The following is a 22,808-nucleotide window of genomic DNA, read 5'->3' on the forward strand; positions in this document are numbered from 1 at the left end:
AATTGGGCGGGAAATGAAGGAAAAAAGGACGGGAAACAAAAAAGCCGGACCCCGGCGCCGCGCGCAATCAGGTTCCGGCCAGCAAGGTCGAACAAAGCAGTACACAGCTACAACAGAATGGCTTGTCAATCATAGAACCATTGCGAAGCACCGAGGGCGAAGTGCTACAGCTTCAAATGTGCGAAATATTCGCCTAACATTCATTTATTATTCCTCTGATTCGAAACCTTTGCGCTTATTCAATATTCAAAATTTTATTATACTAATTAGCCGTAATTAACCACCTGCCTCACCAGGCCAGCGCCCGGCTACGGGGGCAGGCTTTGAATACCGCCCGGGTTTCACCACCTTTCCCGCCACTTTTACATCTGCTTGTTTCTATGGCTTCCACTCTTGTTGCCCTGCCCGCTACGGATGGCGCCCACCTGCCTGCTTGTCTCTATGCTGGTTCGGAAGAAGCGTCTGCCGCCGTGGCGGCCCAAATAGCCGACCTTATCCGGGCACGCGCGGCTGAGTCCAGAACCTGCGTGCTGGGCCTGGCTACCGGCTCCTCCCCCACCCGCGTCTACGAAGAGCTGGTGCGCCTGCACCGCGAAGAAGGCCTGAGCTTCCAGAACGTGGTTAGTTTCAACCTTGACGAGTATTACCCCATGCCGCCCGACTCGCTGCAGAGCTACGTGCGCTTCATGCGCGAGTACCTGTTCGACCACGTCGACATTCGGCCCGAGAACGTGCACGTGCCCGACGGCACGGTGCCCCCCGAACAGGTAGTCGCCTACTGCCTGGACTACGAAGCTCAGATTCGCGCGGCCGGCGGCATCGATTTGCAGCTGCTCGGCATCGGCCGCACCGGCCACATCGGTTTCAACGAGCCCGGCTCGGGTTCGGCGTCGCGCACGCGCCTTATCACCCTCGACCACGTGACGCGCACCGACGCGGCCTCGGACTTCTACGGCGAAGAAAACGTGCCGCGCCGCGCCCTCACCATGGGCGTGGGCACCATTCTGGAGGCCCGGCACATCGTGCTCATGGCCTGGGGCGAGGGCAAAGCCGCCGTGGTAAAGCGCATGGTGGAAGGCGAGGTAAGCGACACCGTGCCCGCCACCTACCTGCAGCGCCACCCGGCCGTGCAGGTGGTGCTGGACGAGGCCGCCGGCGCCGAGCTCACGCCCTGCAAAACACCCTGGCTCCAGGGCCTGCCCTGCGACTGGCACGACGCTGCCCTGGTGCGCAAAGCCGTGACCTGGCTGGCCCGCACCACAACCAAGCCCATTCTTAAGCTCACCGACGAAGCCTACAACGAAAACGGGCTATCGGAGCTGCTGGCCCAGTCGGGCCCGGCCTACGACATCAACATTCGGGTGTTCAACGAGCTGCAGCACACCATCACGGGCTGGCCCGGCGGCAAGCCCGATGCCGACGACACCTACCGGCCCGAGCGCGCCGTGCCGTTCCCGAAGCGCGTACTCATATTTTCGCCCCACCCCGACGACGACGTGATTTCGATGGGCGGCACGCTGCTGCGGCTCGTGGACCAGGGCCACGAGGTGCACGTGGCCTACCAGACCTCCGGCAACATCGCCGTGTTTGATGAAGAAGCCATTCGCTTCGCTGATTTCGCGGCCGAGTACGACCAGTTGTTTCAGCAAAACGACCCGGCCGGCGAGCAGTTTTATCAGCGGGTGACCAATTTCCTGCACGCCAAGGCCCCCGGCCAGGTCGACTCGGCCGAGGTTCAGCAGCTCAAGGGCGTCATTCGCCGGGGCGAGGCGCGGGCGGCCCTGCGCTACGCCGGCCTGGACCCCGCCACCCGCGCCCACTTCCAGGACCTGCCGTTTTACGAAACCGGCCGGGTGCGCAAAAAGCCGCTCGGCGACGAAGACGTGCGCCTCACCATGGAGCTGCTGAACCGCATTCAGCCCCACCAGATTTACGCGGCCGGCGACCTGAGCGACCCGCACGGCACCCACCGCGTGTGCCTGGCGGCCATTTTCCAGGCCATTCAGCAGCTCAAAGCCTCCGGCACGCCGTGGCTGGATGACTGCTGGGTGTGGCTCTACCGCGGGGCCTGGCAGGAATGGGACATCGACCAGATTGAGATGGCCGTGCCGCTCTCGCCGCAGGAGCTCACGCGCAAGCGCCGCGCCATTTTCAAGCACCAGAGCCAGAAGGACCGGCCCCTGTTCCCGGGCGCCGACCAGCGCGAATTCTGGCAGCGCAGCGAGGCCCGCAACCGCACCACCGCTAAGCTGTATGACGAGCTGGGCCTGCCGGAATACGAAGGCATTGAGGCCTTTGTGCGCTGGCAATTTTGAGAATAGGCTGAACATCACTCCCCTCCTTTTTTAAGGAGGGGACGCCAAACCGCAGGTTTGGCTGGGGTGGTTGAAGTCGTTGAACGACTCGCGGCAGGGTCGTTCCATTGTCACTGTTCGGGTATCGTTCAACGAGTTCAACCACCCCCGTTCGAGCCGTTGGCTCGAACATCCCCTCCTTAAAAAAGGAGGGGAGTTGGTCGTTCTATATCCTTCCGCTATGAATCCTTTCCTTGCCCGCCTCCACCACCTGGCCCAGGCTCCCAGCCGCCGCATCATTGGCCTTATGTCGGGCACGTCGCTCGATGGACTGGATGTGGCGCTGTGCCGGCTCACGGGGCACGGGCCGGGCACGCAGCTGGAGCTGGAGCAGTTCCGCACCATTCCTTATAGTGAGGAGACGCGCGCGCGCATCCGTACCGTGTTTGCGCGGGAGCAAGTCAGCCTGGAATACCTCACGCTGCTACACCCCTGGCTGGGTAGCCTGCACGCCACCGCCATTCTGGAGTGCCTGGACGACTGGAACATTGCGCCCGCCGAAGTAGACCTGATAGCCAGCCACGGCCAGACGGTGTACCACGCCCCGCAGCACCAGCACCAGCGCGCCGACTTCCCCCGCAACGCCACCCTGCAGCTGGGCGACGGCGACCACGTGGCCGTCGAAACCGGCATCATCACCCTCAGCGACTTCCGCCAAAAGCACATTGCCGCCGGGGGCGAAGGTGCCCCGCTGGCCGCCTACGGCGACTTCCTACTCCTCAGCAGCCCCGACGAAGAACGCCTGCTGCTCAACCTCGGCGGCATTGCCAATTTTACCTACCTGCCCCGCGCCGGCGGCAACGCCAGCACGGCCTTCAGCACCGATACCGGCCCCGGCAACACCCTGCTCGACGCCACGGTGCGCGCCCAGCGGCCCGGTATGCAGTACGATGAAGACGGGCGGCTGGCAGCAGCCGGCCAGGTGCACGAAGGACTGCTGACGGCACTGCTGGGCCATGCGTTTTTTGCCGCGCCGCTGCCCAAAACCACCGGGCCGGAGCTTTTCAGCCCCTCCTTTTTAGCGGAGGCGCAGCAGCGCAGCGGCACCGCCCACCTGCGCCTGGAAGACACGCTGGCCACCCTGGCCGAGCTGAGCGCCGTGGGCGTGGCCCGGGCCGTGCGGGCAGCTTTTGCCGAGCAGGCCATTCCGGCGGCCATCTACACCAGCGGCGGCGGGGCGCACAACCCTGCCTTGCTGGCCGCCCTGAGCCGCCACCTGCCCGAAGCCCGTTTCGGGAGCACCGATGCGCTGGGCGTGCCCGGCGATGCCAAGGAAGCCATCTTGTTTGCTGTGTTGGCCAACGAAGCGGTGGCCGGCCAGCCCATTAGCATTGGGGCGGGGCGGCAGCGGGTGCCCGCGGTGAGCATGGGCAAGATTTCCTTCCCGGGCTGACGCCTGCAAATCCACAAGTCACCGGTATATACCACCAGCTTTGCCACTCATTAATATATTGCATAATCTCAATTATGTACATTACGAATTGAGCAGACCAGGCATTTCCAGCATTTACATCCACTTTTCATTTTTTCCTATGTCCCACCCCTACAATTCGCGTGGCCTGCCGGGCTACTTTCTGGGCCTGCTGGCCGCGCTGGTACTGTTGCTCGCCGGGCCGGCAGCGGCGCAAAACACCCGCTACACCATTCAGGGCCGGGTGACCGATGCGAGCAATGATGCCCTGCCCGGTGCTACGGTGCGCCTGCTCAACACGGTAGTGGGCACCTCATCGGGCACCGATGGGCGCTTTGCCATTGATGCCGGCCTCTCCCCTGGCACCTACCAGCTCGAGATATCCTCGGTGGGCTACCGGCCCTTGCGCCGCGCCATAACCCTGGGCGCCGAAACCACCGTAGCGGTGGGCGACGTGGGGCTGACGGAGGATTTGGTGGGTTTGAACGAAGTGGTGGTGACCGGTACGTCGGTGGCCACCAGCAAGCGGCAGCTGGGTAACACCATTGCCACGGTGAGCGGCGAGGAGCTGCGCACGGTGGTGCCCACTCAGATAGACCAAGCCCTGCAGGGCAAGTTTGCGGGCGTGCAGATTACCCAGAACTCGGGCAACCCGGCTGGTGGCATTTCGGTGCGGCTGCGCGGGCCCAGCACCGTGGCCGGCTCCTCCGACCCACTCTACATCATCGATGGCGTGATTGTGAACAACGACTCGCCCCAGCTGCTCGACCTGGGCGGCTACGCCCAAAACCGGCTGGTTGACATCAGCCCCAACGACGTGGACCGCATCGAGGTGATTAAGGGGGCGGCGGCGGCGGCCATCTACGGCTCGCGCGCCTCCAACGGCGTGGTGCAGATTTTCACCAAGCGCGGGCGCGACGGCGCCCCGCAGGTCACGGTATCGTCGCAGTTCATGGTGTCGCAGCTGCGCAAGAAGCTGGACGTGAACCGTCACCCCTTCCGCTTCACCAACACCGTGGCCACCGACCTGAGCCAGGTGCCGGTGACGCGCTACGACTACCAGGACCAGATTTTCAGGACCGCCGTGGGCACCGACGACTACGTGTCGCTCAGCGGCGGCAGCAGCACCACCAAGTACTTCGCCTCTGGCAACTACTTCCGCAACCAGGGCATCGTGGACAATACGAACTTCAGCCGGGGCGGCGGCCGGGTGCGCCTGCAGCAAACCCTGGGCTCGAAGGCCAGCCTGAGCGTGGGCGCCAACTACACCCTGAGCCAGAGCAAGGAAGTGCCCAACGGCGGCATCAGCGAGGCCTACGGCGCGCTCACGGGCTTTATCTTTTCCAACAACTTCATCGACCCCAGCCGCGACCCCGCCACCGGGCGCTACCCCAGCACGGCCCTGAGCATAGCCCGCACCAACCCGCTGGAAGCCATCAACCGCTTTGATTTCCGCCAGCGCACCTCCCGCTTCATCGGCGACGCGCAGCTGAACCTCACGCCGTTTGAGGGCTTCACCCTCGACTACGTGCTGGGCTACGACGCCAGCACGCAGGTGGCCACGGGCTTCATTCCCACCGGCAGCACCGCCCCCACCTACACCGGCGGCTATGCCCGCCGCGCCGACCAAACCACCATTTTGGTGAACAACGACCTGACGGCCAGCTACCGGCGCGACTTCACGGACTGGCTGGCCAGCACCACCACCGTAGGCGGCACGCTGCAGTACCAGCAGGGCTTCGCCACCGGCATTGTGAGCACCACCCTGGCCCCCATTGTGCAAACCACGGCCAGCGGCATTGCCGTGGCGGGCGAGGCCCGCTCGGAGCGCAGCATTCGCGGGGCATTTGCCCAGCAAACCCTGGGCCTGGGCAACCGGCTGTTTCTGACCGGGGCCCTGCGCGTGGACGTGGCCTCGGTGTATGGCCCCAGCAACCGCACCCAGTACTACCCCAAGGCCAGCGTGGCCTACGTGGTATCGGAAGAGCAATTCTGGAAAGACGGGCCGCTGGGCCGCCTCGTGCCTCAGCTCAAGCTGCGCGCTTCCTACGGGCAGGCGGGTAACCTCACGGCCATTGGGCCCTACGACCGGTTCACCAACTTCGGGCCGGTCGTGGCGGGCACCCTGCCGGGCTTGCTCCCGTCTACGCTACAGGGCAACTCGGTGCTGGGCCCGGAGCGGCAATCTGAGTTTGAAGTGGGCACCGACCTGGGCCTGTTTGGCGGCCGGGTGGGCATCGAATTCTCGTATTATGACAAGAAGGTGACCGACCTGCTGCTGCGCCGCGACCTGAACCTGAGCAGCGGCTTTTCCTCGCGCTTCGACAACATCGGCAACATGCGCAACCAGGGCGTGGAACTGCTGGTGCGCGGCACGCCGGTGCAGAGCGCGGCCGTGAAATGGACCGTGACCACCACCTTCACCCACAACACGAACCGCATTACCAACATTCCGAACGGCCTGCTCACCTTCCCTGACGGTTTTGGGCTGGTGGCGGCCGTGGAGGGCCGGCCCCTGGGCACGTACTACGGCACGTACTCGGCCCGCCGGCCCGACGGCTCGCTGCTGCTCACGCCCGGCGGCCTGCCCCAGCGCGAGCGCGGCACCCAGGGCACGTTTGGGGCGCCCAACGTACCGTTGCGCGGCGCCGACGGCCAGCCCAGCGGCACCCTGCTCAACGGCGTGCTCGGCAATCCCAACCCGCGCTACGTGGCCTCGCTCATCAACGAAGTGGAGCTGCTGAAGGGCAACCTCGTGTTTCGGGTGCAGTTCGACACCCAGCAGGACTTCGACGTGTTCAACTTCACGAAGCGCGTGGGCACTCGCGACATCTTCGGCGGCCTGGCCGGCTACGAGCCCGAACTGCGCGGCGAGGTGGCCAAGGGCAGCAGCATTGCCGCCTACAACACGTTTGATAAGTGGATTGAAGACGGCTCCTTCGTGAAGCTGCGCGAAGCTTCGGTAAGCTACCGCCTCACGCCCAAATTGCTGGGCCTGCGCGACCTGCGCCTGTCGTTGGCCGGGCGCAACCTGTTGGTGTTCACCAAATACAGCGGCTACGACCCCGAAGTGAGCGCAGCGGGCCAGAGCAACGCCGTGCGCGGCTTCGATTTTGTGGAAGTGCCCATCCCACGGGCCGTGTCGCTGGGCTTCAACGCTTCTTTTTAAAGCCGCGAGGTCAGCCGAAAAAAACCGTCATGCTTCGGCTTCGCTCAGCATGGCGGCCAACCTATTGATTGTACACTTCGATATTCCTTCAACATGACTATTTCTGATTTCACCCGGCCGTGCCGCCTGGCTGCCCAGCTCCTGCTTGGGGCGGTCCTGCTGGCCACCAGCGCCTGCAGCCTCGACCTGCCCAACCCCAACGCCGGCGACGACGTGCAAACCCTGACCACCCGCGAGGGCCTGTTTGCCCTGAGCGTGGGCCTGCGCCAGGCCTACTCCACCTCGGCCCTGGAGCCCATCATTCTCACCACCGGCGCCACGACCCGCGAGGTGAAGGGCGTCACCACGTTTTTCAACGTGACGGAGGTGGAGCAGGGTGGGGCCCAGCTTTCGCCCAACAATGCCAACACCACGGCCCTGTTTTCCCGCAACTACCGTGTGGTGCGCGTGGCCGACCAGCTCATTGCCGCCGCACCCAACGTGCTGGCCGCCGATGCCCCCGCCCGCAGCGCGGTGCTGGCCCATGCCTACCTCTTTAAGGCGGCGGCGCTGGCCGGCGTGGCCCAGGGCTTCGAGCAGGGCCCGCTCACGGCCGCCGACGGCGCGCCCGCCTTCGTGCCGCGCGCGCAGTTGCTGGCCGAGGCCATTCGCCTGCTCGACCTGGCGGCCACGGAGTTTGCCAGCAACGCCCCCCCCGCCGACTTCAACACCCAGGTGCTGGGCGCCGGGTTCAACCTGCCCAATACCATTCAGGCCTACCGCGCCCGCTTCAACCTGCGGGCCGGCAACTACGCCGCCGCCCGCGCCGCCGCCAACCTCGTGACCTTGAGCGTGCGCTCGGCCTTCGCCTACTCCAACCAGTTACCGAACCCCATCTTCCAGAACTCGACACTGGCGGGGGCTAATTTCCGGCCGCGCGACAACTTTGGCCTGCCCGCCGCCCTGGTGGAGCCCGGCGATGGCCGCCTGGCGTTCTTTCTGAGCGGGCCGGTGGTGGTAGACCGCAACAACGGCAGCACCGACAACGTGCGCACCCTGGCCGGGTTCTTCCTCACCCAAACCAGTGAAATCCCGGCCTACCAGCCCGATGAGATGCGCCTCATTCGGGCCGAAACCAACCTGCGCCAGGCCGCGCCCGACCTGGCCGCGGCGCTCGTCGATATCAACGCCGTGCGTACCCAAACCACCGGCGACCCGTGGAACGTGTACCCCAACCTGCCCGCCTACGCCGGCCCCCTCACCGTGGACGCCCTGCTGCTGGAAGTGTACAAGCAGCGCAGCGCCGAGCTGTTCCTGAGCGGCCAGCGCCTGGAAGACAGCCGCCGCTTTGGCCGCCCCGCCCCACCCGCCAACCTGACTGAGCGCACCCGCAACTTCTACCCCTACCCCCAGCAGGAGCGGGTGAACAACCCCAATACGCCGGCTGACCCGGCTATTTAGGGCGCTTGTCATGCTGAGCGCAGCGAAGCATCTTATCACGTGAAAACGATTTGTTCAGCGGTGATAAGATGCTTCGCTGCGCTCAGCATGACAAGTGAATTTCGACCTTAGCAGCGCATCCTTCCCCACTCGCCGCCCATGAATACCGTTACCCAAGCTGCTGTGGCCACCACGGGGGCCCAGCCGCTGGTTGAGGCCTCGCAGCCCGGCCGCCTCGTTTCGCTGGATGTCTTCCGCGGCATCACCGTGATGGCCATGATTCTGGTGAACAACCCCGGCGACTGGGGCCACATCTACCCGCCCTTCGAGCACGCCGAATGGAACGGCTGCACGCCCACGGACCTGATTTTCCCTTTTTTCCTCTTCATTGTGGGGGTGAGCCTGGTGTATGCCCTGGATGGGGTGAAGCAGCAGGGCGGCCCGCAGGGAGCGGTGCTGTGGCGCGTGGCGCGGCGGGCGGCAGTGCTGTTCGGGCTGGGGCTGCTGCTGTCGCTCTATCCCAAATTCGACTTTTCGGTGGTGCGCATTATGGGCGTGTTGCAGCGCATTGCGCTGGTCTTTCTGGGCTGCAGCTTCATTTTTCTGAAATCCAGCTGGCGCACGCAGGCATGGCTGGTGGTGGTGTTTTTGGTGAGCTACGCCGTGCTGATGCAGGTGGTGCCGGTGCCCGGCTTCGGCCCCGCCAACCTGGAGCCCGCCACCAACCTTGGCGCCTGGCTCGACCGGCTGGTATTCAGCGAAGCCCACCTCTGGAAATCCAGCAAAACCTGGGACCCCGAAGGCCTGCTGGGCACGCTGCCCGCGCTGGGCACGGGCCTGCTGGGCGTGCTCACGGCGCAGTGGCTGCGGCGCCGGGACCGGGAGCCCGCTACCAAAGTGGCGTGGCTGTTCGTAGCCGCCGGCGCCGTCACCATTTTGGGGCTGGTATGGGCACCGTGGTTCCCCATCAACAAAGCCCTTTGGAGCAGCCCCTACGTGCTTTACACCGGCGGGCTGGCCATAGCCGGGCTGGCCGCCCTCTACTGGGTATGCGACGTGCAGGGCTACCGCGCCTGGACGCGGCCGGCGCTGGTCTATGGCGTCAATGCCATTCTGGTGTTTTGCCTGTCGGCGCTGCTTTCGCGCACGTTCGGCCTGTTTAAGTTGGCCCTGCCCACGGGCAAAACCGGGGGGCTGAAGGAGTGGCTCTACGAGTGGGGCATCGCGCCGTTTTTCACCGACCCGCGCGCGGCTTCGCTGATGGGCGCGGTGGTACTCATCATCATCTGGTATTTTATCCTGAGCTGGATGTATAAGAAAAATGTAGTACTGAAGGTGTAAACTCCTGAGTTGTCATCACTCTAGCCGTTTCCTTACATATATTTACTGAACAATCCCATCCGTCGTTTCTTTTCCTCTTTGCCATGCGATTCTACCTATTACCAGCGCTAGGAATAATCATCACCCAAATAGCCCAAGCACAGGACTTGACTAGCCGAGGCGTCATGACGCCTGGCAGTCTTCTGCCCTCGGGTCAATCCGTGGGAGGAGTTACCCCACGCGGGGGGCCAAGCTCAGAACCCCGCTCAGCACCTCGGTATACCTCCCAGAAGCTGGCTCCAGCCAGTACTGCGACGGCTCTTACGGACCCCTCCTCCGCCCACATGTTGCCGTATTGGACGCGTGGCACCGTACAGCCCTACGCAGGCCCGGCCACGCGCCCCTGGCTTAAGTACGACCTTGTATTTGAAAACCTGACCTACCGATTGCCCTCTGGCGAGCCCGAACAAGTTGATTTGAACAATATTAGGGAATTTACCTTGGGCGATTCCCTGCTCAAAACCCAGCGCACTTACCGCCGCTACCTCAATGCCCGCATTGAGAATCCGGCATTGCGGCTGGCTTTCTTCGAGGTGCGCTACGATGCCGGGCAGACGGCCCTGCTTTGCCGCCGGTCTTTGGTTGAAAACGCCGTCCATACTAGGGGAAGCCAGCGTTCGGGGCAGTTCCAACAGCGTGTGGTCACCAAATATTTCATCAAAACGCCGGACAATAGATTAACTCCTACGGAGCTTACGCAGGAAGCCGTGCTTGCCGCTTTGGATTCCCCGCATGCCGTGGCCGTGGCTGCCCACATCAAGCAGAAGCGCCTAAAGCTGACTGAAGAGGCTGATGTGGTTGAGCTGCTAGCCTACTACGACACGTTGTAGCAGTTCCGGGCTGGCCGATGCCACTGCCGTCCCCGCAAAAGCGCGGCGCAGTGGCATCGTCGTTTTCGGAGAAATGGCTTGACTGTACCAGTTGGCTCTTTGGAAACCGTTGCCAGGCGACTATTGACTCGTTTTTCCCAGCTTGAGCCCTCACTCCTTGGTTGCAAGCGTTTACAAGCATGAAAATTCTCATCATCGGCGGGGGCAACATGGGCCTGACCTACGCCCGCAGCTTCGTGCGCGCCCACATCACCTCGCGCCTCGACCTGCGGCTGCTGGCCCGCTCGCCCGAGCGGGTACCCGCCCTGGCCATTCACGAAATTGGCACGGTGTGGGGCCACCCCGGCGAGTGCGTGCCCGGCGCCGACCTGCTCATTCTGGCCGTGAAGCCGCAGGACTCGCCCGCGCTGTTTGAGTCGTTGCGCGGGCTGGTGCAGCCGCAGCAGGTGGTGCTCAGCATCATGGCCGGGGTGCGCATTGCCACCCTGCGCGAGGCCCTGGGCACGCCCAAAGTTATTCGGGCCATGCCCAACCTGCCCTCCCAAATCGGCATGGGCATGACGGCCTTCACCAGCACCGACGCCGTGACCCGCGCCGAGCTGGTGCAGGTGCAAAACCTGCTCAGCACCACCGGCAAAACGGTGTACGTGGAGGAAGAAGCGGCCATTGACGCGGCCACGGCCATTTCGGGCAGCGGCCCGGCCTACGTGTACTACTGCATGGACGCCCTGATGGCAGCGGCCACCACCATGGGCTTCAGTCCTGCCGAAGCCGAGCTGCTGGTGAGCCAGACGTTTCGGGGTGCCGTGGAGCTGTACTCCCAATCGGGCCTGAGCTGCACCGACTGGATTGCCAAGGTGGCCTCCAAAGGCGGCACTACCGAAGCCGCCATGCACACGTTTGGGGCCGGGCACGTGCGCGAAGGCCTGATGGCCGGGGCCGGCGTCGCCCGCGACCGGGCCGAAGAATTGGGCAAGTAAGCAAGCAGCCTTTTGGGGTAATTCTCGGTCAAAGCAATTGAACTCCTTCCTCAAATAAATATGCTGTTATTTGAGGTAAGTCGGGTAGCTTTCCACGTTTCTACTTCCTCCGTTCACTATGCGCTTTCTACTCATCGGTTTGTTGGTGGCCGCGGCCACGCCCGTCGCCTTTGCCCAGGCAGCCCTAAGCCCGGTGGTGGCCACCGACCCCGAATACATCAACCGCGAGCTGGCCAAGGGCAAAGGCCACTCCAATATGGCCGCAGACGGCACCCCCTTTCTGATGCCCTACTGGTCGCGCGGCAACGTGTTGATGACCACCGGACGCGTGCCCCGGCCGTGGCTGAAGTACGATTTGGCCAAAGACCGGCTACTTTGGCGGCGCTCGCCTACCGACTCACTTGAGCTTGACACCAGCCTGGTGACGGAGTTTTCGCTGGCTGACTCCCTCCGTGGTAAGATTTACACTTACCGGCGCTACCTCGCTGCCCGGATTGCCAGCTATCCCTTGCGCACGGCTTTTTTTGAAGTGAATTACGACGAAGGCAAGTCGGCCTTGCTGCGGCGCCGCACGCGCACCATCCTTGGCGGCAGCAACGGCCCTTCTCTGGCTGGCCGCCAAGCCGGAAAATGGGAGGAAACCAGCACGTTCTACCTCAAAAACTCCGACAACGTCATCGAGCCAGTGAAGCTGAACGCAAAAGCGGTGCTCACCACCCTGGGCAAAGCAAAAGCGCCGCTCCTGACGGCCTACGTCACCCGCGAGCGCCTCGACCTCAGCCAGGAAACGGATGTGGTGAAACTACTCAGGTACTACGACTCGCTGTAAACCGCGCTTGCGCATATTTGAAAAATTTCTTTTACTAAAAAAATGGTCTTCCTAAATTCTCATCTCTACTCCTATAATCCCTGGTCCCCTCGTATGCACCAACTAAGCACGGCCCGGGGTACAGGCCGCGTTCGGGGCTATCTTGCCGGGCACTTTTCCCCTATTCGCATCATGCGCCCTTTGTCTTTGCTCATCCTGGCGCTGCTCAGCGGACAGCTCGCTCGCGCACAAGATTACCGCACGCCCCCAGGGGGTGGCGGCCCTACCAAAGTCCAGCCCGTCGACATGTCCAAATACTTCAAGCAACCCAATGCTCCAGCGCCTTCGCCGCCGAAGAATGGCACCGAAGCCCTTGGCTCCAGGGCTGAATTGTACCTTTTCCCGCGCTGGACGCAAGGCGTGCTGCGGCCCTATACTGGCGCACCTCGTCGGGAGTGGCTGAAGTACAATGCCGTTGACCATCAGCTCATTTACCGCACCCTCGTCGGAGCAACTGAAGTTGTTAAGGTGGTGGATACGGACTTGCTCCGTGAGTTCTCGGTGGGCGACTCGCTGCTGGGCCAGCGCCTGACCTTCCGCCGTTACCTTGGTGCGCGCATGGCAAAACCGGCCCTGCGCAAGGCCTTTTTTGAGGTGCATTACGATGCCGGCAAAACGGCCCTGCTATGCCAGCGCACGCACGTCGTGCGTGCAGGCGAGGTGAGCCACGGCCTCCCCGGCACGCGGGACGTCCTCACCTACTTTCTCAAAACAACGGACAACCAGCTCACGCCCGTGAAGCTGAGCCCCGCGCCCTTCCTGGCCGCCTTGGGTCCCGCCCACGCCGACGCCTTGGCCGCCTACGCCCGCGCCCAGCAGCTGGACCTTCGGCGCGAGACCGACGCGGTCCGGCTCTTGGTCTACTACGATTCGCTCTGAAGACACCCTACGCCACCGAATACCCAGCAAAGTCCTTGCGAATCTGCGTTTTGAGTAGCTTGCCGGTGGCCGTGTGGGGCAATTGCTCCACAAATTCAACCGCGTCAGGCTCGCAGAACTTGGCCACCTTTCCCCGAAAAAAGTCGAGCAGCTCCTGCGCCGACACCTCCATGCCGGGGCGGCGCACCACCACCAGCAGGGGCCGCTCGCTCCACTTGGCGCTGGGCACCCCAATAACGGCGGCCTCGGCCACGGCGGGGTGGCCCACGGCCAGGTTTTCGAGGTCGATGCTGGAAATCCATTCGCCACCGGACTTGATGACGTCCTTCGAGCGGTCGGTGATTTGCATAAAGCCGTCGCCGTCGATGGTGGCCACGTCGCCGGTGCGAAACCAGCCGTCGGCGGTGAGCTCACCGGACGTGCCGCTGCCGTAGTAGTCGCGCACCACCCAGGGGCCGCGCACCAGCAGGTCGCCAAAGGCCACGCCGTCGTGCGGGAGCTCGTGGCCGTCGTCGCCCACAATTTTCATGTCCACGCCGTACACGGGGCGGCCCTGCTTGGCGCGCAGGGCCAGGCTGTCGGCGGGGCTGAGGGCGGCGTGTTTGGGTTTCACGCTGCTGGTGGTGCCCAGGGGGCTGGTTTCGGTCATGCCCCAGGCGTGCAGAATGGTCACATTCAGCTCTTCTTCGAACGCCTTCATCAGGGCCGGCGGGCACGAGGAGCCGCCCACTACGGTACGTTTCAGGGTGGAGAACCTGCGGCTGCCTTCGCGCATGAACTGCAGCAGCCCCAGCCAGATGGTGGGCACCCCGGCCGAGAACGTAACGCCTTCGGCCTCAAACAGCTCGTAGAGGCTGGCGGCGTCCATGCCGGCGCCGGGCAGCACCAGCTTGGCCCCGTTGAGCGGCGCGGCATACGGCAGGCCCCAGGCGTTGACGTGGAACATGGGTACCACGGGCATTATCACGTCGCGGGCCGAGCAGCTCAGGGCATCGGGCAATGAAATACCCAGCGCGTGCAGCACCGTGGAGCGGTGCGAGTACAGCACGCCCTTGGGCTGGTCGGTGGTGCCGGAGGTGTAGCACAAGGAGCAGGCCGTGTTCTCGTCAAGCATGGGCCACTCGTAGTCAGCGGTTTCGGCAGCCAGCAGGTCTTCGTAGCTGCACAGGCCGGGCATCACGGAAGTGGCGGGCAGGTGCGCGGCGGGCGCCATCAGCACCCACTTTTCCACGGTGGGGCACAAGGGCGCCAGCCGCTCCACCAGGGGCAGAAAGGTCAGGTCGAAGAACAGCAACCGGTCCTGGGCGTGGTTGATGATGTAGACGAGCTGCTCCGGAAACAGGCGCGGGTTGATGGTGTGGCACACCGCTCCAATGCCCGCCACGCCGTAGTACAGCTCGAAGTGCCGGTGGGTATTCCAGGCCAGCGTGCCCACCCGGTCGCCGTTGGCCATGCCCAGCTTCAGCAGGGCATTGGCCAGCTGCTTGCTGCGGCCGTGCGCGGCGGCGTAGCCGTAGCGGTGGATGCCCCCCTCGGGCAAACGCGAAACAATTTCGGTATCGGCGTGCCACTTGGCAGCGTGTTCGAGAAGGCCAGCTACGCGGAGCTGGTCGGCCATCATGAGTCCTTGCATGGGAGGGAACGAGTGGGGTGAGAAGTACGAAACGCCAAGCTACCCAATAATAATGGGTTGGCGCACAGCGGCCGGACCACCCGCGCGACTGCTCCACCTACCGGCGCCTTGCTAGCGCACAAAAGCCGTGGGATGCTGGATAATAACTACGTTTACGATTTGTTGCCCGACACCTCCACCAGATTCTATCCTGTTTATGCAAAAGCCTCTTCTGTTAGCGTTGGGGGCAATCCTGGGGATTGCTGCACCGAATGCCGCCGCCCAAACGCCCCTGAAAGTGGGCGACCAGCTGCCCGACTTTGTGCTGCCCCGCGTGGTGAATGGCATGGCCCCCACCTTCACGCCCGACGACGCCAAAAGCAAAGTGCTTGTGCTCGAATTCTGGAGCACCACCTGCAGCCCCTGCATCCCGGCGCTGGAAAAGCTTTCTGCGTTGCAGCAACGCCACCCCAAGGAACTGCAAGTGGTGGGCATCTCCACAGACTCAGAAGCCCGGCTGCAGAAGTTTCTGGCAAAACGGCCGCTCCCGGTGCCGCTGGCGTCAGCACCTGATGCTGATGAAATCAACAAGCTGTTTCCGCACCGCATGGTGTCGCACACAGTGGTGGTCGATAAAAACCGGCGCGTGGTGGCCATCACCTCGCCGGAGCAACTTACCGAAGCGGCCCTGCTCGACGTGGCCGCCGGCCGGCCAGTGCGCCTCAAGCTGAAGCAGGACGTGCTGAACGGCGACCCCATGAGCTACTTTTCCGTCGACTCGACCACCAGCTACGGCGTGAACGTGCGCCCGTACATTCAGGGCCTGCAGGGTATGATGCGACCGGAGCGCAAGGGTCCGTTTGCGCAGCGACGGCTGACGGCCATCAACGTGAGTGCCAACGTGCTGTTTCAGTTGGCCTACGAAACCACCAGCCGGCGCATTCTCAACCAGCTGCCCGACAGCCTGCGACAGTACGACGATTTGAACCTGGTTTGCTTCGACCTGATAGTGCCGCCCGGCCAGGAAGCCAACCTGCGGCCCATTATGCGCGAAGCCCTGCGGCAGTATTTGCCGGTGAAGGCCGAGTGGGTACCGACAACCAAACCCGCCTACGTGCTACGGCGGCGCAAAGCCGCGCCCGCGCTGCCCACCTCCACCAAACCAAAAAAGTACAGCTTCGGCGGCGGGGAGTTTGGCATGGAAGGCAGCCCGATGGAAACCCTGCGCGACTACCTCGAAAACGAGCTCGGCAAACCCGTGGTGGACGAAACCGGCCTCACCGGCCGATACGATGTGACCCTGACCACCCAGAACGAAGACATCAAAGCATCCGTGTCCACCGCGCTGGCCCGCTTAGGCCTGGAAGTGATGGAGGCCCCGCGCAGTATCAGCATGCTCCGGCTGTCGCCTGCCCCGGCCGGCCAGCCGATATTGGGGAAGGCAGTAGCTCGGTAGCTCCGCCCCAACGCAAAAGGGGGAAGTAAAGCCTTCTGCGGCCTCACTTCCCCCTTTTTTGCGCCTATTCAAGCATCGTTGCCCAGTTTCAGCGGCACCTAGTCGATGTCGAACAGCAGGCCCGCGTACACAATGCGGCCCTGGCTGGGCGCGCCGTATACCTGGAAGTTGCGGCTGTCGAAGAGGTTGGTACCGCCCACCTGCACGGTGGTATGCAGCTTGGGTACAGTGTAGCCCAGCTGCGCATCCACTACCTGCGCCGAGGGAATGGTACCGGTGGCAAATGTCGACTCGAACGTGTAGCTGCTCACCTGGCGGAAGTTGGCGTTGTAGCTCAGCTTGCGCTCAAGCAGCAGGCCGTCAACACCAAGGTTGAACTTGTGCTCGGGCGTGTTGAAGAACGAGAGCGTACCGGGCTGAAAGTTTTTCGTAATAAGGGCGTTGTAGCTGTAGTTGCCGGTCAGGGTGAGGGCCGTGCCAAAGTTATAGCCCATGGAGATGCCCGCGCCCTGGCTTTTCACCGTCTGGTCCACGTTGGTGTTGATTTGGATAACGCGGGTAGGCAGGGCCGCGTTGGCGAAGCGGAACGGTGCGGCTGCGCCAATCTGCGCCGGGGTGGGCCGGCTGCCGTCGAGGTTGCCGATGAAGTTGCGGGTGGCAATGAAGTTGTCGTAGGCGCTGTAGAAGTAATCAAGGTCCACGAACAGCTTGCTGGTGAGCTGGCCGCGGTAGCCCACCTCGCCGCTGTTCACCTTCTCAAGCTTCAGGCCGGGGCTCTGGTACTCCAGGGCGGCCAGGTCGGCGGTGCGGGTGGGGGCCAGGATGCCGGGCAGCTGGGTAGCCAGACCCGTGGTGTAGCCTCGGAAGCCCGAGCCGACGTTGCCCACCAGAATGGCACGGCCTACGTCGAGCCGGATATACTGGGCGTCCTGCGAGGCTGCGCGGAAGGCGCGGCTGTAGCTGGAGCGGAAGTTGTGCTGCTTCTCAGCACCCAGCGAATACACGGCCGATACGCGGGGCGAGAAAGCGGTGCCAAAGTTCTGGAACCGGTCGACGCGGCCGGCGGCGGCCAGCTTCAGGTGGTCGTCCAGAAAAGCCCGGCTGGCCTGAGCGTAAGCACCGTACTCGTAGTTACGGATGCGGCCGCTTTCGCGGGTGTCTTCGAGCAGGCTGCCGTCGGAGCCCAGGTCGTAGCGGCGGTAGGCGCCGCCCACCACCACGTCCACTATTTCGGAGTTGAAGTTGTACTGGCCGCTGGCCTCGGAAAGCACCGAACGCAGAATGAGGCGGGCGCCCTGCCCCGGCGTAGGGTTGTGAATGATGCGGTCGCGGGCGTCTTTAAAAGCCTGGGTGCCCGGCTGCAGCACGGGCGCGTTGGCGTTGGCCGTGGTGCGCGCCGAGAGGGCTGCCGCGTCGGCGTTGCCGCCGTTGGCCTGGAAAGCCTGGTTATACGCAGCCGCATAGGTGCCAAAGTAGCGCGTGGCGTAGCTCACCGGAGCGCCGTTGGCGTCCACCACAGGCTGGCCGTTGGCGCCCGTGGCCTGCTGCAGCTGCAGCACGCCGCCCAGGAAGCCCAGGTTGTAGGAGCCGTCGGTGAGCGGGTCGCGCTTGCCCGAGAAATCGCGGGTCTGGAAGGCCCGCACCACCCAGTTGCGTCCTTCAATGGCCAACTTACCCTGGTGGGCGCCGGCATCCACAATGCGATAGCGGCTGGCCGCCTGAAAGGTGGTGTTGGTGGCCGCGTAGCGGTAGCTGGCCGTGGCTTTTATCTTTTCAGTGAGCTTCACCGCCAGGCTGGGCGACACCTTAACGGAGTACGTGGGGTTGTTATCGGTGATGAGGTCGGCTTCCGAGAAGCCGGGCAGGAAAACCGTTTTGCCATTGAGCGCGCCGCCGGTAGCGCCAAAGGTGTTGCCGGCGTCGCCATACACGCTCACCGCATCATAACCCAGGTTGGAACCGGCGGGGTTGTTGGCTGGCTCAAGCAATTTGGAGGTCGCGTCGAAGTTGCGGCCGGTGAAGTCATCGGCCCGGATGCCGCCGCCCGATATTTTGAAGGCCACCCGCTCGCCGAGCTTCACGGCGTAGCGCAGCTGCCCATCGAGCAGGTTGCGGTTGCCGCCGCGCAGGCGCACCGTGAGGCCGGTGTCCTTAAAAGGGTCTTTTGAGTTGGTGAGCAGCACGCCATTGAAGGCGTTGGCGCCGTAGAGGGCCGAGGCCGGGCCGTGCACTACTTCCACGCTGGCCACATCAAGAATGGGCGTGCCGAGCAGGTTACCAAAGTTAGAGCTCAGGCTGGGCAGCTGGGTGTCGGCGTAGTCGGCCAGCTGAATCACGCGGTCGGAGCGCGACGAGCTGAAGCCCCGGGTACTGAAGCTGGTCAGCAGCATGCTGGAGCTACTCACGTCGATGGATTTGAACCGGGCCAGGCCCGCCACAAGGTCGGGAGTGGTCACGTTGTTCACCTGGCGCTGGTCTATTTTTTCCACCGTCACCGGCACCTGGCCAATGCTCTCCTCGATGCGCGAGGCCGACACCACCACCTGGTCGAGCATGCCGCTGGTGCGCATCTTCACTACCAGCGCACTTTCGGGGCCGCTCAGCGGAATGTTCTGGGCGGCGTAGCCCACAAACGAAACCACCAGCACCACGGGAGCTTTGGCAAAGTCGGCCTTTAGCTCGAAGTTGCCCTGCTCGTTGGTGGCGTCGCCGGTGCCCGTGCCCCGGATAAGTACCGTGACGCCGGGCAGTGGCCGGCCCGCTTCGTCCTGCACCGTGCCGCGCACGGTTTGCAAGGTTTGGGCCCACCCGCACAGCGGCAGCCACAGAATCAATAGAATACTAGCGAAGAGGTGGCGCATACCGTCAGGTTTTAGTGGGATTGATTCCACAAACCTAACCACTTAATGCCTAATTGAAAAAGAATTTATAGTATGCAAGCATAATAATTTTGGTTAACACCTATAGCTGAGCCAGGTTTTACAACCGGAGTAGGTTAAAGAGCCATGGTGAGGCCGGGGTGCGGGCGGGCCGGCAGCTTACTTGCTCACTGCTTCGATGGCCAGCTGCAGCAAGGCCGAGCGCACGCTCAATTCGCTCAGCTTGTTATTCAGCCGCGACGGGTGCACGCGGTTGGTGAGCAGCACCACCACCAGCTCTTCCCTGGGGTCGACCCAGAAATAAGTACCCGTAAAGCCGGTGTGGCCGTAGCTGCCGGGCGAGGCACCTTTGGCCGAATTCACCGTGGGGTTGGCGGCCGGCCGGTCGAAGGCCAGGGCGCGGCGGTTGTCGGGGCAGAACTGGCAGCGCGTCCAGTCGGCCAGAATCTCCTGGCTGAACAGCTGCTGGCCGCCGTAGCGGCCGCCCCAGGCGTAGGTCTGGGCCAGCTTGGCCACGTCGTTGGCGTTGCCAAACAGGCCGGCGTGGCCCGAGAGGCCGCCGAGCAGGGCCGCGCCCTCGTCGTCGACGGTGCCGTGCAGCAGCTGCCCGCGGAAGGCCGAGTCCACTTCCGTAGGCACAATGCGCGCGAGCGGAAAGCGGTTGGTGGGCCGGAAGCCCAGGGTGGTGGCGCCCAGCGGCCCGTACACCTCACGCTGCAAAAACGCATCAAACGGCAGCCCGGTGCGGGCCTTCACCAGTTCGGGGTACAGGATAAAGGAGAGGTCGGAGTACACGTAGCCCGGTTTCTCATTGAGCGGCGACTCCCCTATTTCCTCGTAGATGCGGGCCGGCAGGGTTTTGCGGGCCCACAACTCGTGGGCCGCCTGCAGCGGGAACCGCGCCGACGAATCGGCCCGGAAGTAGCGCCGCCGCAGCTTGCCTTTCTTGTTCGTAAGTTCCTTCCAAAACGGAATCCAGGCCTTGAGCCGGGCCTGGTGGGCCAGCACGTCGCGCATTTTCAGGCCCTCCTTATTGGTACCGCGCAGGAAGGGGAAGTAATTGCCCATGGTGCTGTCGGGACTGAACTTGCCCTGCTCCTGCAGCCGCAGCAGCGCCGGAGTAGAGGCCATGAGCTTGGTGAGCGAGGCCAGGTCGTAGATGTCGCCGTCCTGCACCGGCCGGGGCACCGAGACTTCCTTCGGGCCGGAAGCTGGCTCCCGGAATTTGCTGCCGCTGCCGGCAGCTGCGGTGAAGCCCGCGTACGTCTGGCTGCCGTAGCTTTTGCGCAGCACCACCGTGCCGCGCCGCGCAATGACCACCTGCGCGCCCGGAAACGCCTGGGCGGCCAGGGCCTGCCCCACCAGGCTGTCTACGCGGGCTTCCAGGCGGCCGTCCATCCCCACGGTTTCGGGGTGGGCGTAGCGCAGGCGGGTGCTGCCGGACGTGCGCAGCCCAAAGCCGCGCGGGTAGCGGTCCGAGACTGTGACGGGCAGCTTGCCACTGGCCGCACTACCCCCGAAGATGACCTGCGCGGCCAGGCTTTGGGCGTCTTTGCTTTCCTGGTAGGCCAGCACCACGGCGCCGGCGCGGTCCAGGTCGCGCACGCGGGCCACGGCGTAGGCCGAGCCAAACACACTCAGCACCACTTGCTGCGTCTGGCTCACCAGCTCGCGGAGCAGCAGGTTGGTTTCGGCCGTGATGCCGAAGCTGGTGGCGGGCAGGCGGCCGAGGCCCTGCAGAGCCACCAGCACCGTGTTGTAGGGCTTCAGGGCGTCGCGCAGCCGGGTGAGCTCATCCAGCGTGGGCGTGGCTGCTATCCGGAAATGGGCCGCGGGCGCGTAGTCGGCCACGGTTTTTTGGAAGTCGGTAGTGTCGCGTGCCGTGCCGCCAATTACCAGCGTGGCAATGCGCAGTGTGTCGAGCCGCTGCAGGGGCAACAGGTTTTTCTGGTTGCGCAGCAGGGTCATGCTCAGCTCCGTGAGGCGGTGGCTGAGGTACTGGGCATGCGGCTGGTTGAGGTCTTGAATGAGGTTTTTGGTTTCGATGGGCCGGTAGCGGTGCAGGCCGGCCCACTGCTTGAGAGCCAGCACGCGGCGGCAATGCTCGTCAATTTCGCGCTGCGAAATGCGGCCGCTGTCCACAGCGGCGCGCACCATCTGGATGGCCAGCGGCACGTTCTTGCTGAACTCCAGAATGTCGTTGCCGGCCATGAGGGCACGCACGTCGGCCTCGCCGGGCGGGTACATGCTGATGACGCCCTTCATGTTCATGGCATCGGTAAAAATCAGCCCTTTGAAGCCCATTTTATCGCGCAGCAAATCCGTGACGATGGGCCGCGACAGGGTGCTGGGGCCCGGCACCGCGTCCAGGGCCGGCACGTTGAGGTGGGCCACCATCATGCCGCCCAGGCCGCCCGCAATCAGGCTGCGGAAGGGTGGCAGCTCCAGGGTGTCGAGCCGGCGGCGGTCGACGCGCACCGTGGGCAGGGCCAGGTGCGAGTCGGCGTCCACGTCGCCGTGGCCGGGGAAGTGCTTGGCCACGGCCAGAATGCCCGCGTCCTGCATGCCGCGCATGTACTGGCGACCATCGCGGGCCACGGCCGCCGCGTTTTCGCCCCAGGAGCGAAAGCCGATGACGGGGTTGGCGGCGTTGTTGTTCACGTCGACCACTGGCGCGAAGTTGACGTGCATGCCCAGCCGCCGGAACTGCCGGGCCACCTCCGTGCCCATGTCGTAGAGCAGGGTGGTGTCCACATCGCCGCCCAGGCTCATCTGGTAGGGGAATTTCACCACGCTGTCGAGGCGCATGCCCACGCCCCACTCGCCGTCCATGGCCACCAGCAGGGGCACCCGGCTCTGGCTCTGGTAGCGGTTGAGCAGGCGCGCCTGCCGCCCCGGCCCGCCCTGGAAAAATATCAGCCCGCCAATGCCGTACTGCTGAATTAGGGCCGAAATCGAGTCCTCATCAATGCGCTTGCGGTTGGAGTAGGCCGCCACCATAAACAGCTGCGCCGCCCGCTGGTTGGGCGTGAGCACCCGCATGAGGCTATCGACCCAGGGCGAGTGCAGGTACTGGATGAAGGCGGGGTCACCGGGCTGCAATGAGATGTCAGCTTGCTTACGAGCCGGTTTCTTGGTCTGCTTCCTCTTAGGAGAAATCGTTGCGGATGAGCGTCGGGTTGGGGACCGAGCGGGTTCGGGCAGGCGTTGTGCCCACGAGAGCAGTGGAGCAATCAGAAACCCAAGCAGAATGATGTACTTGAAGAGTGACAAGGTGCCGGATGTGTGTTAGTGGCCCGTTGTGTCAGGCGCTGCAAATGTCGGAACCTCTTGGCAATGAAGCACAGTTCTGCCCAGCATGAACAACAGCATACTTATTTTATTGTAAATTATTGGTAATCAATAATATAATATTCATTGTTTGCATAATGGTTTATTCTGCTTTTGTACGGCCAGTTATTTTTGTGCTCGTTAGAGGCTGTTATGCACTATTCGTATGCCTGGCGAGCATAATGCAGGCGAAAACGACAAAATGCAGCTGCTGCAAGGTCTGGCTGAGCCGCTCGTGGTC

The 22,808-nt window shown here is 63.6% G+C and carries 13 protein-coding genes; 10 read left to right on the plus strand and 3 right to left on the minus strand.

Annotation, left to right across the window (positions count from 1 at the left end):
- Positions 1-380 precede the first annotated feature (380 nt).
- The 9 genes from nagB (at position 381) to BEN48_RS07840 (ending at position 13,290) form a co-directional block, all read left to right on the plus strand.
- Positions 381-2,315, plus strand: coding sequence for a glucosamine-6-phosphate deaminase (gene nagB / locus BEN48_RS07800; RefSeq protein WP_070734036.1), 1,935 nt, complete (start codon positions 381-383; stop codon positions 2,313-2,315).
- Between the two features lie 220 nt (positions 2,316-2,535).
- Positions 2,536-3,747: an anhydro-N-acetylmuramic acid kinase gene (locus BEN48_RS07805; protein ID WP_070734037.1), complete on the plus strand. Its 1,212-nt coding sequence runs from the start codon at positions 2,536-2,538 to the stop codon at positions 3,745-3,747.
- A gap of 139 nt (positions 3,748-3,886) precedes the next feature.
- Complete coding sequence (locus tag BEN48_RS07810) at positions 3,887-6,934, plus strand: SusC/RagA family TonB-linked outer membrane protein (protein WP_070734038.1); 3,048 nt, start codon at positions 3,887-3,889, stop codon at positions 6,932-6,934.
- A gap of 93 nt (positions 6,935-7,027) precedes the next feature.
- Positions 7,028-8,374, plus strand: coding sequence for a RagB/SusD family nutrient uptake outer membrane protein (locus tag BEN48_RS07815; protein ID WP_070734039.1), 1,347 nt, complete (start codon positions 7,028-7,030; stop codon positions 8,372-8,374).
- 138 nt (positions 8,375-8,512) lie between these two features.
- A complete protein-coding gene (locus BEN48_RS07820) occupies positions 8,513-9,694 on the plus strand; it encodes an acyltransferase family protein (protein ID WP_083320874.1) in 1,182 nt (393 codons plus the stop codon).
- 323 nt (positions 9,695-10,017) lie between these two features.
- The gene (locus tag BEN48_RS07825) at positions 10,018-10,563 is read left to right on the plus strand and encodes a hypothetical protein (protein WP_070734040.1); all 546 of its coding nucleotides are present in this window, start codon (positions 10,018-10,020) and stop codon (positions 10,561-10,563) included.
- 179 nt (positions 10,564-10,742) lie between these two features.
- The gene (gene proC / locus BEN48_RS07830) at positions 10,743-11,543 is read left to right on the plus strand and encodes a pyrroline-5-carboxylate reductase (RefSeq protein ID WP_070734041.1); all 801 of its coding nucleotides are present in this window, start codon (positions 10,743-10,745) and stop codon (positions 11,541-11,543) included.
- Positions 11,544-11,661: 118 nt separating this feature from the next.
- Positions 11,662-12,372: a hypothetical protein gene (locus BEN48_RS07835; RefSeq protein WP_070734042.1), complete on the plus strand. Its 711-nt coding sequence runs from the start codon at positions 11,662-11,664 to the stop codon at positions 12,370-12,372.
- 171 nt (positions 12,373-12,543) lie between these two features.
- The gene (locus tag BEN48_RS07840) at positions 12,544-13,290 is read left to right on the plus strand and encodes a hypothetical protein (protein WP_125932532.1); all 747 of its coding nucleotides are present in this window, start codon (positions 12,544-12,546) and stop codon (positions 13,288-13,290) included.
- A 7-nt stretch (positions 13,291-13,297) separates the two neighbouring features.
- Here the strand turns inward: BEN48_RS07840 and BEN48_RS07845 are convergent, their stop codons facing one another.
- Positions 13,298-14,923, minus strand: a complete 1,626-nt coding sequence (locus tag BEN48_RS07845) for a 3-(methylthio)propionyl-CoA ligase (protein ID WP_193408664.1) — start codon at positions 14,921-14,923, stop codon at positions 13,298-13,300.
- Between the two features lie 196 nt (positions 14,924-15,119).
- Here BEN48_RS07845 and BEN48_RS07850 point away from each other — a divergent pair, with 196 nt between their 5' ends.
- On the plus strand, positions 15,120-16,358 hold the full coding sequence (locus BEN48_RS07850; RefSeq protein WP_083320875.1) for a redoxin domain-containing protein: 1,239 nt from the start codon (positions 15,120-15,122) through the stop codon (positions 16,356-16,358).
- 98 nt (positions 16,359-16,456) lie between these two features.
- On the opposite strand, the gene BEN48_RS07855 is transcribed toward BEN48_RS07850, so the two are convergent.
- Together BEN48_RS07855 and BEN48_RS07860 are read right to left on the minus strand one after the other, a co-directional pair.
- On the minus strand, positions 16,457-19,219 hold the full coding sequence (locus BEN48_RS07855; RefSeq protein ID WP_083320876.1) for a TonB-dependent receptor: 2,763 nt from the start codon (positions 19,217-19,219) through the stop codon (positions 16,457-16,459).
- A gap of 177 nt (positions 19,220-19,396) precedes the next feature.
- Positions 19,397-22,339 carry a glycoside hydrolase family 3 N-terminal domain-containing protein gene (locus BEN48_RS07860; protein ID WP_241502212.1) on the minus strand — a complete coding sequence of 981 codons (2,943 nt, stop codon included), beginning with the start codon at positions 22,337-22,339 and terminating at the stop codon, positions 19,397-19,399.
- Positions 22,340-22,808 lie beyond the last annotated feature (469 nt).

Source organism: Hymenobacter glacialis, assembly GCF_001816165.1.
GTDB lineage: Bacteria > Bacteroidota > Bacteroidia > Cytophagales > Hymenobacteraceae > Hymenobacter > Hymenobacter glacialis.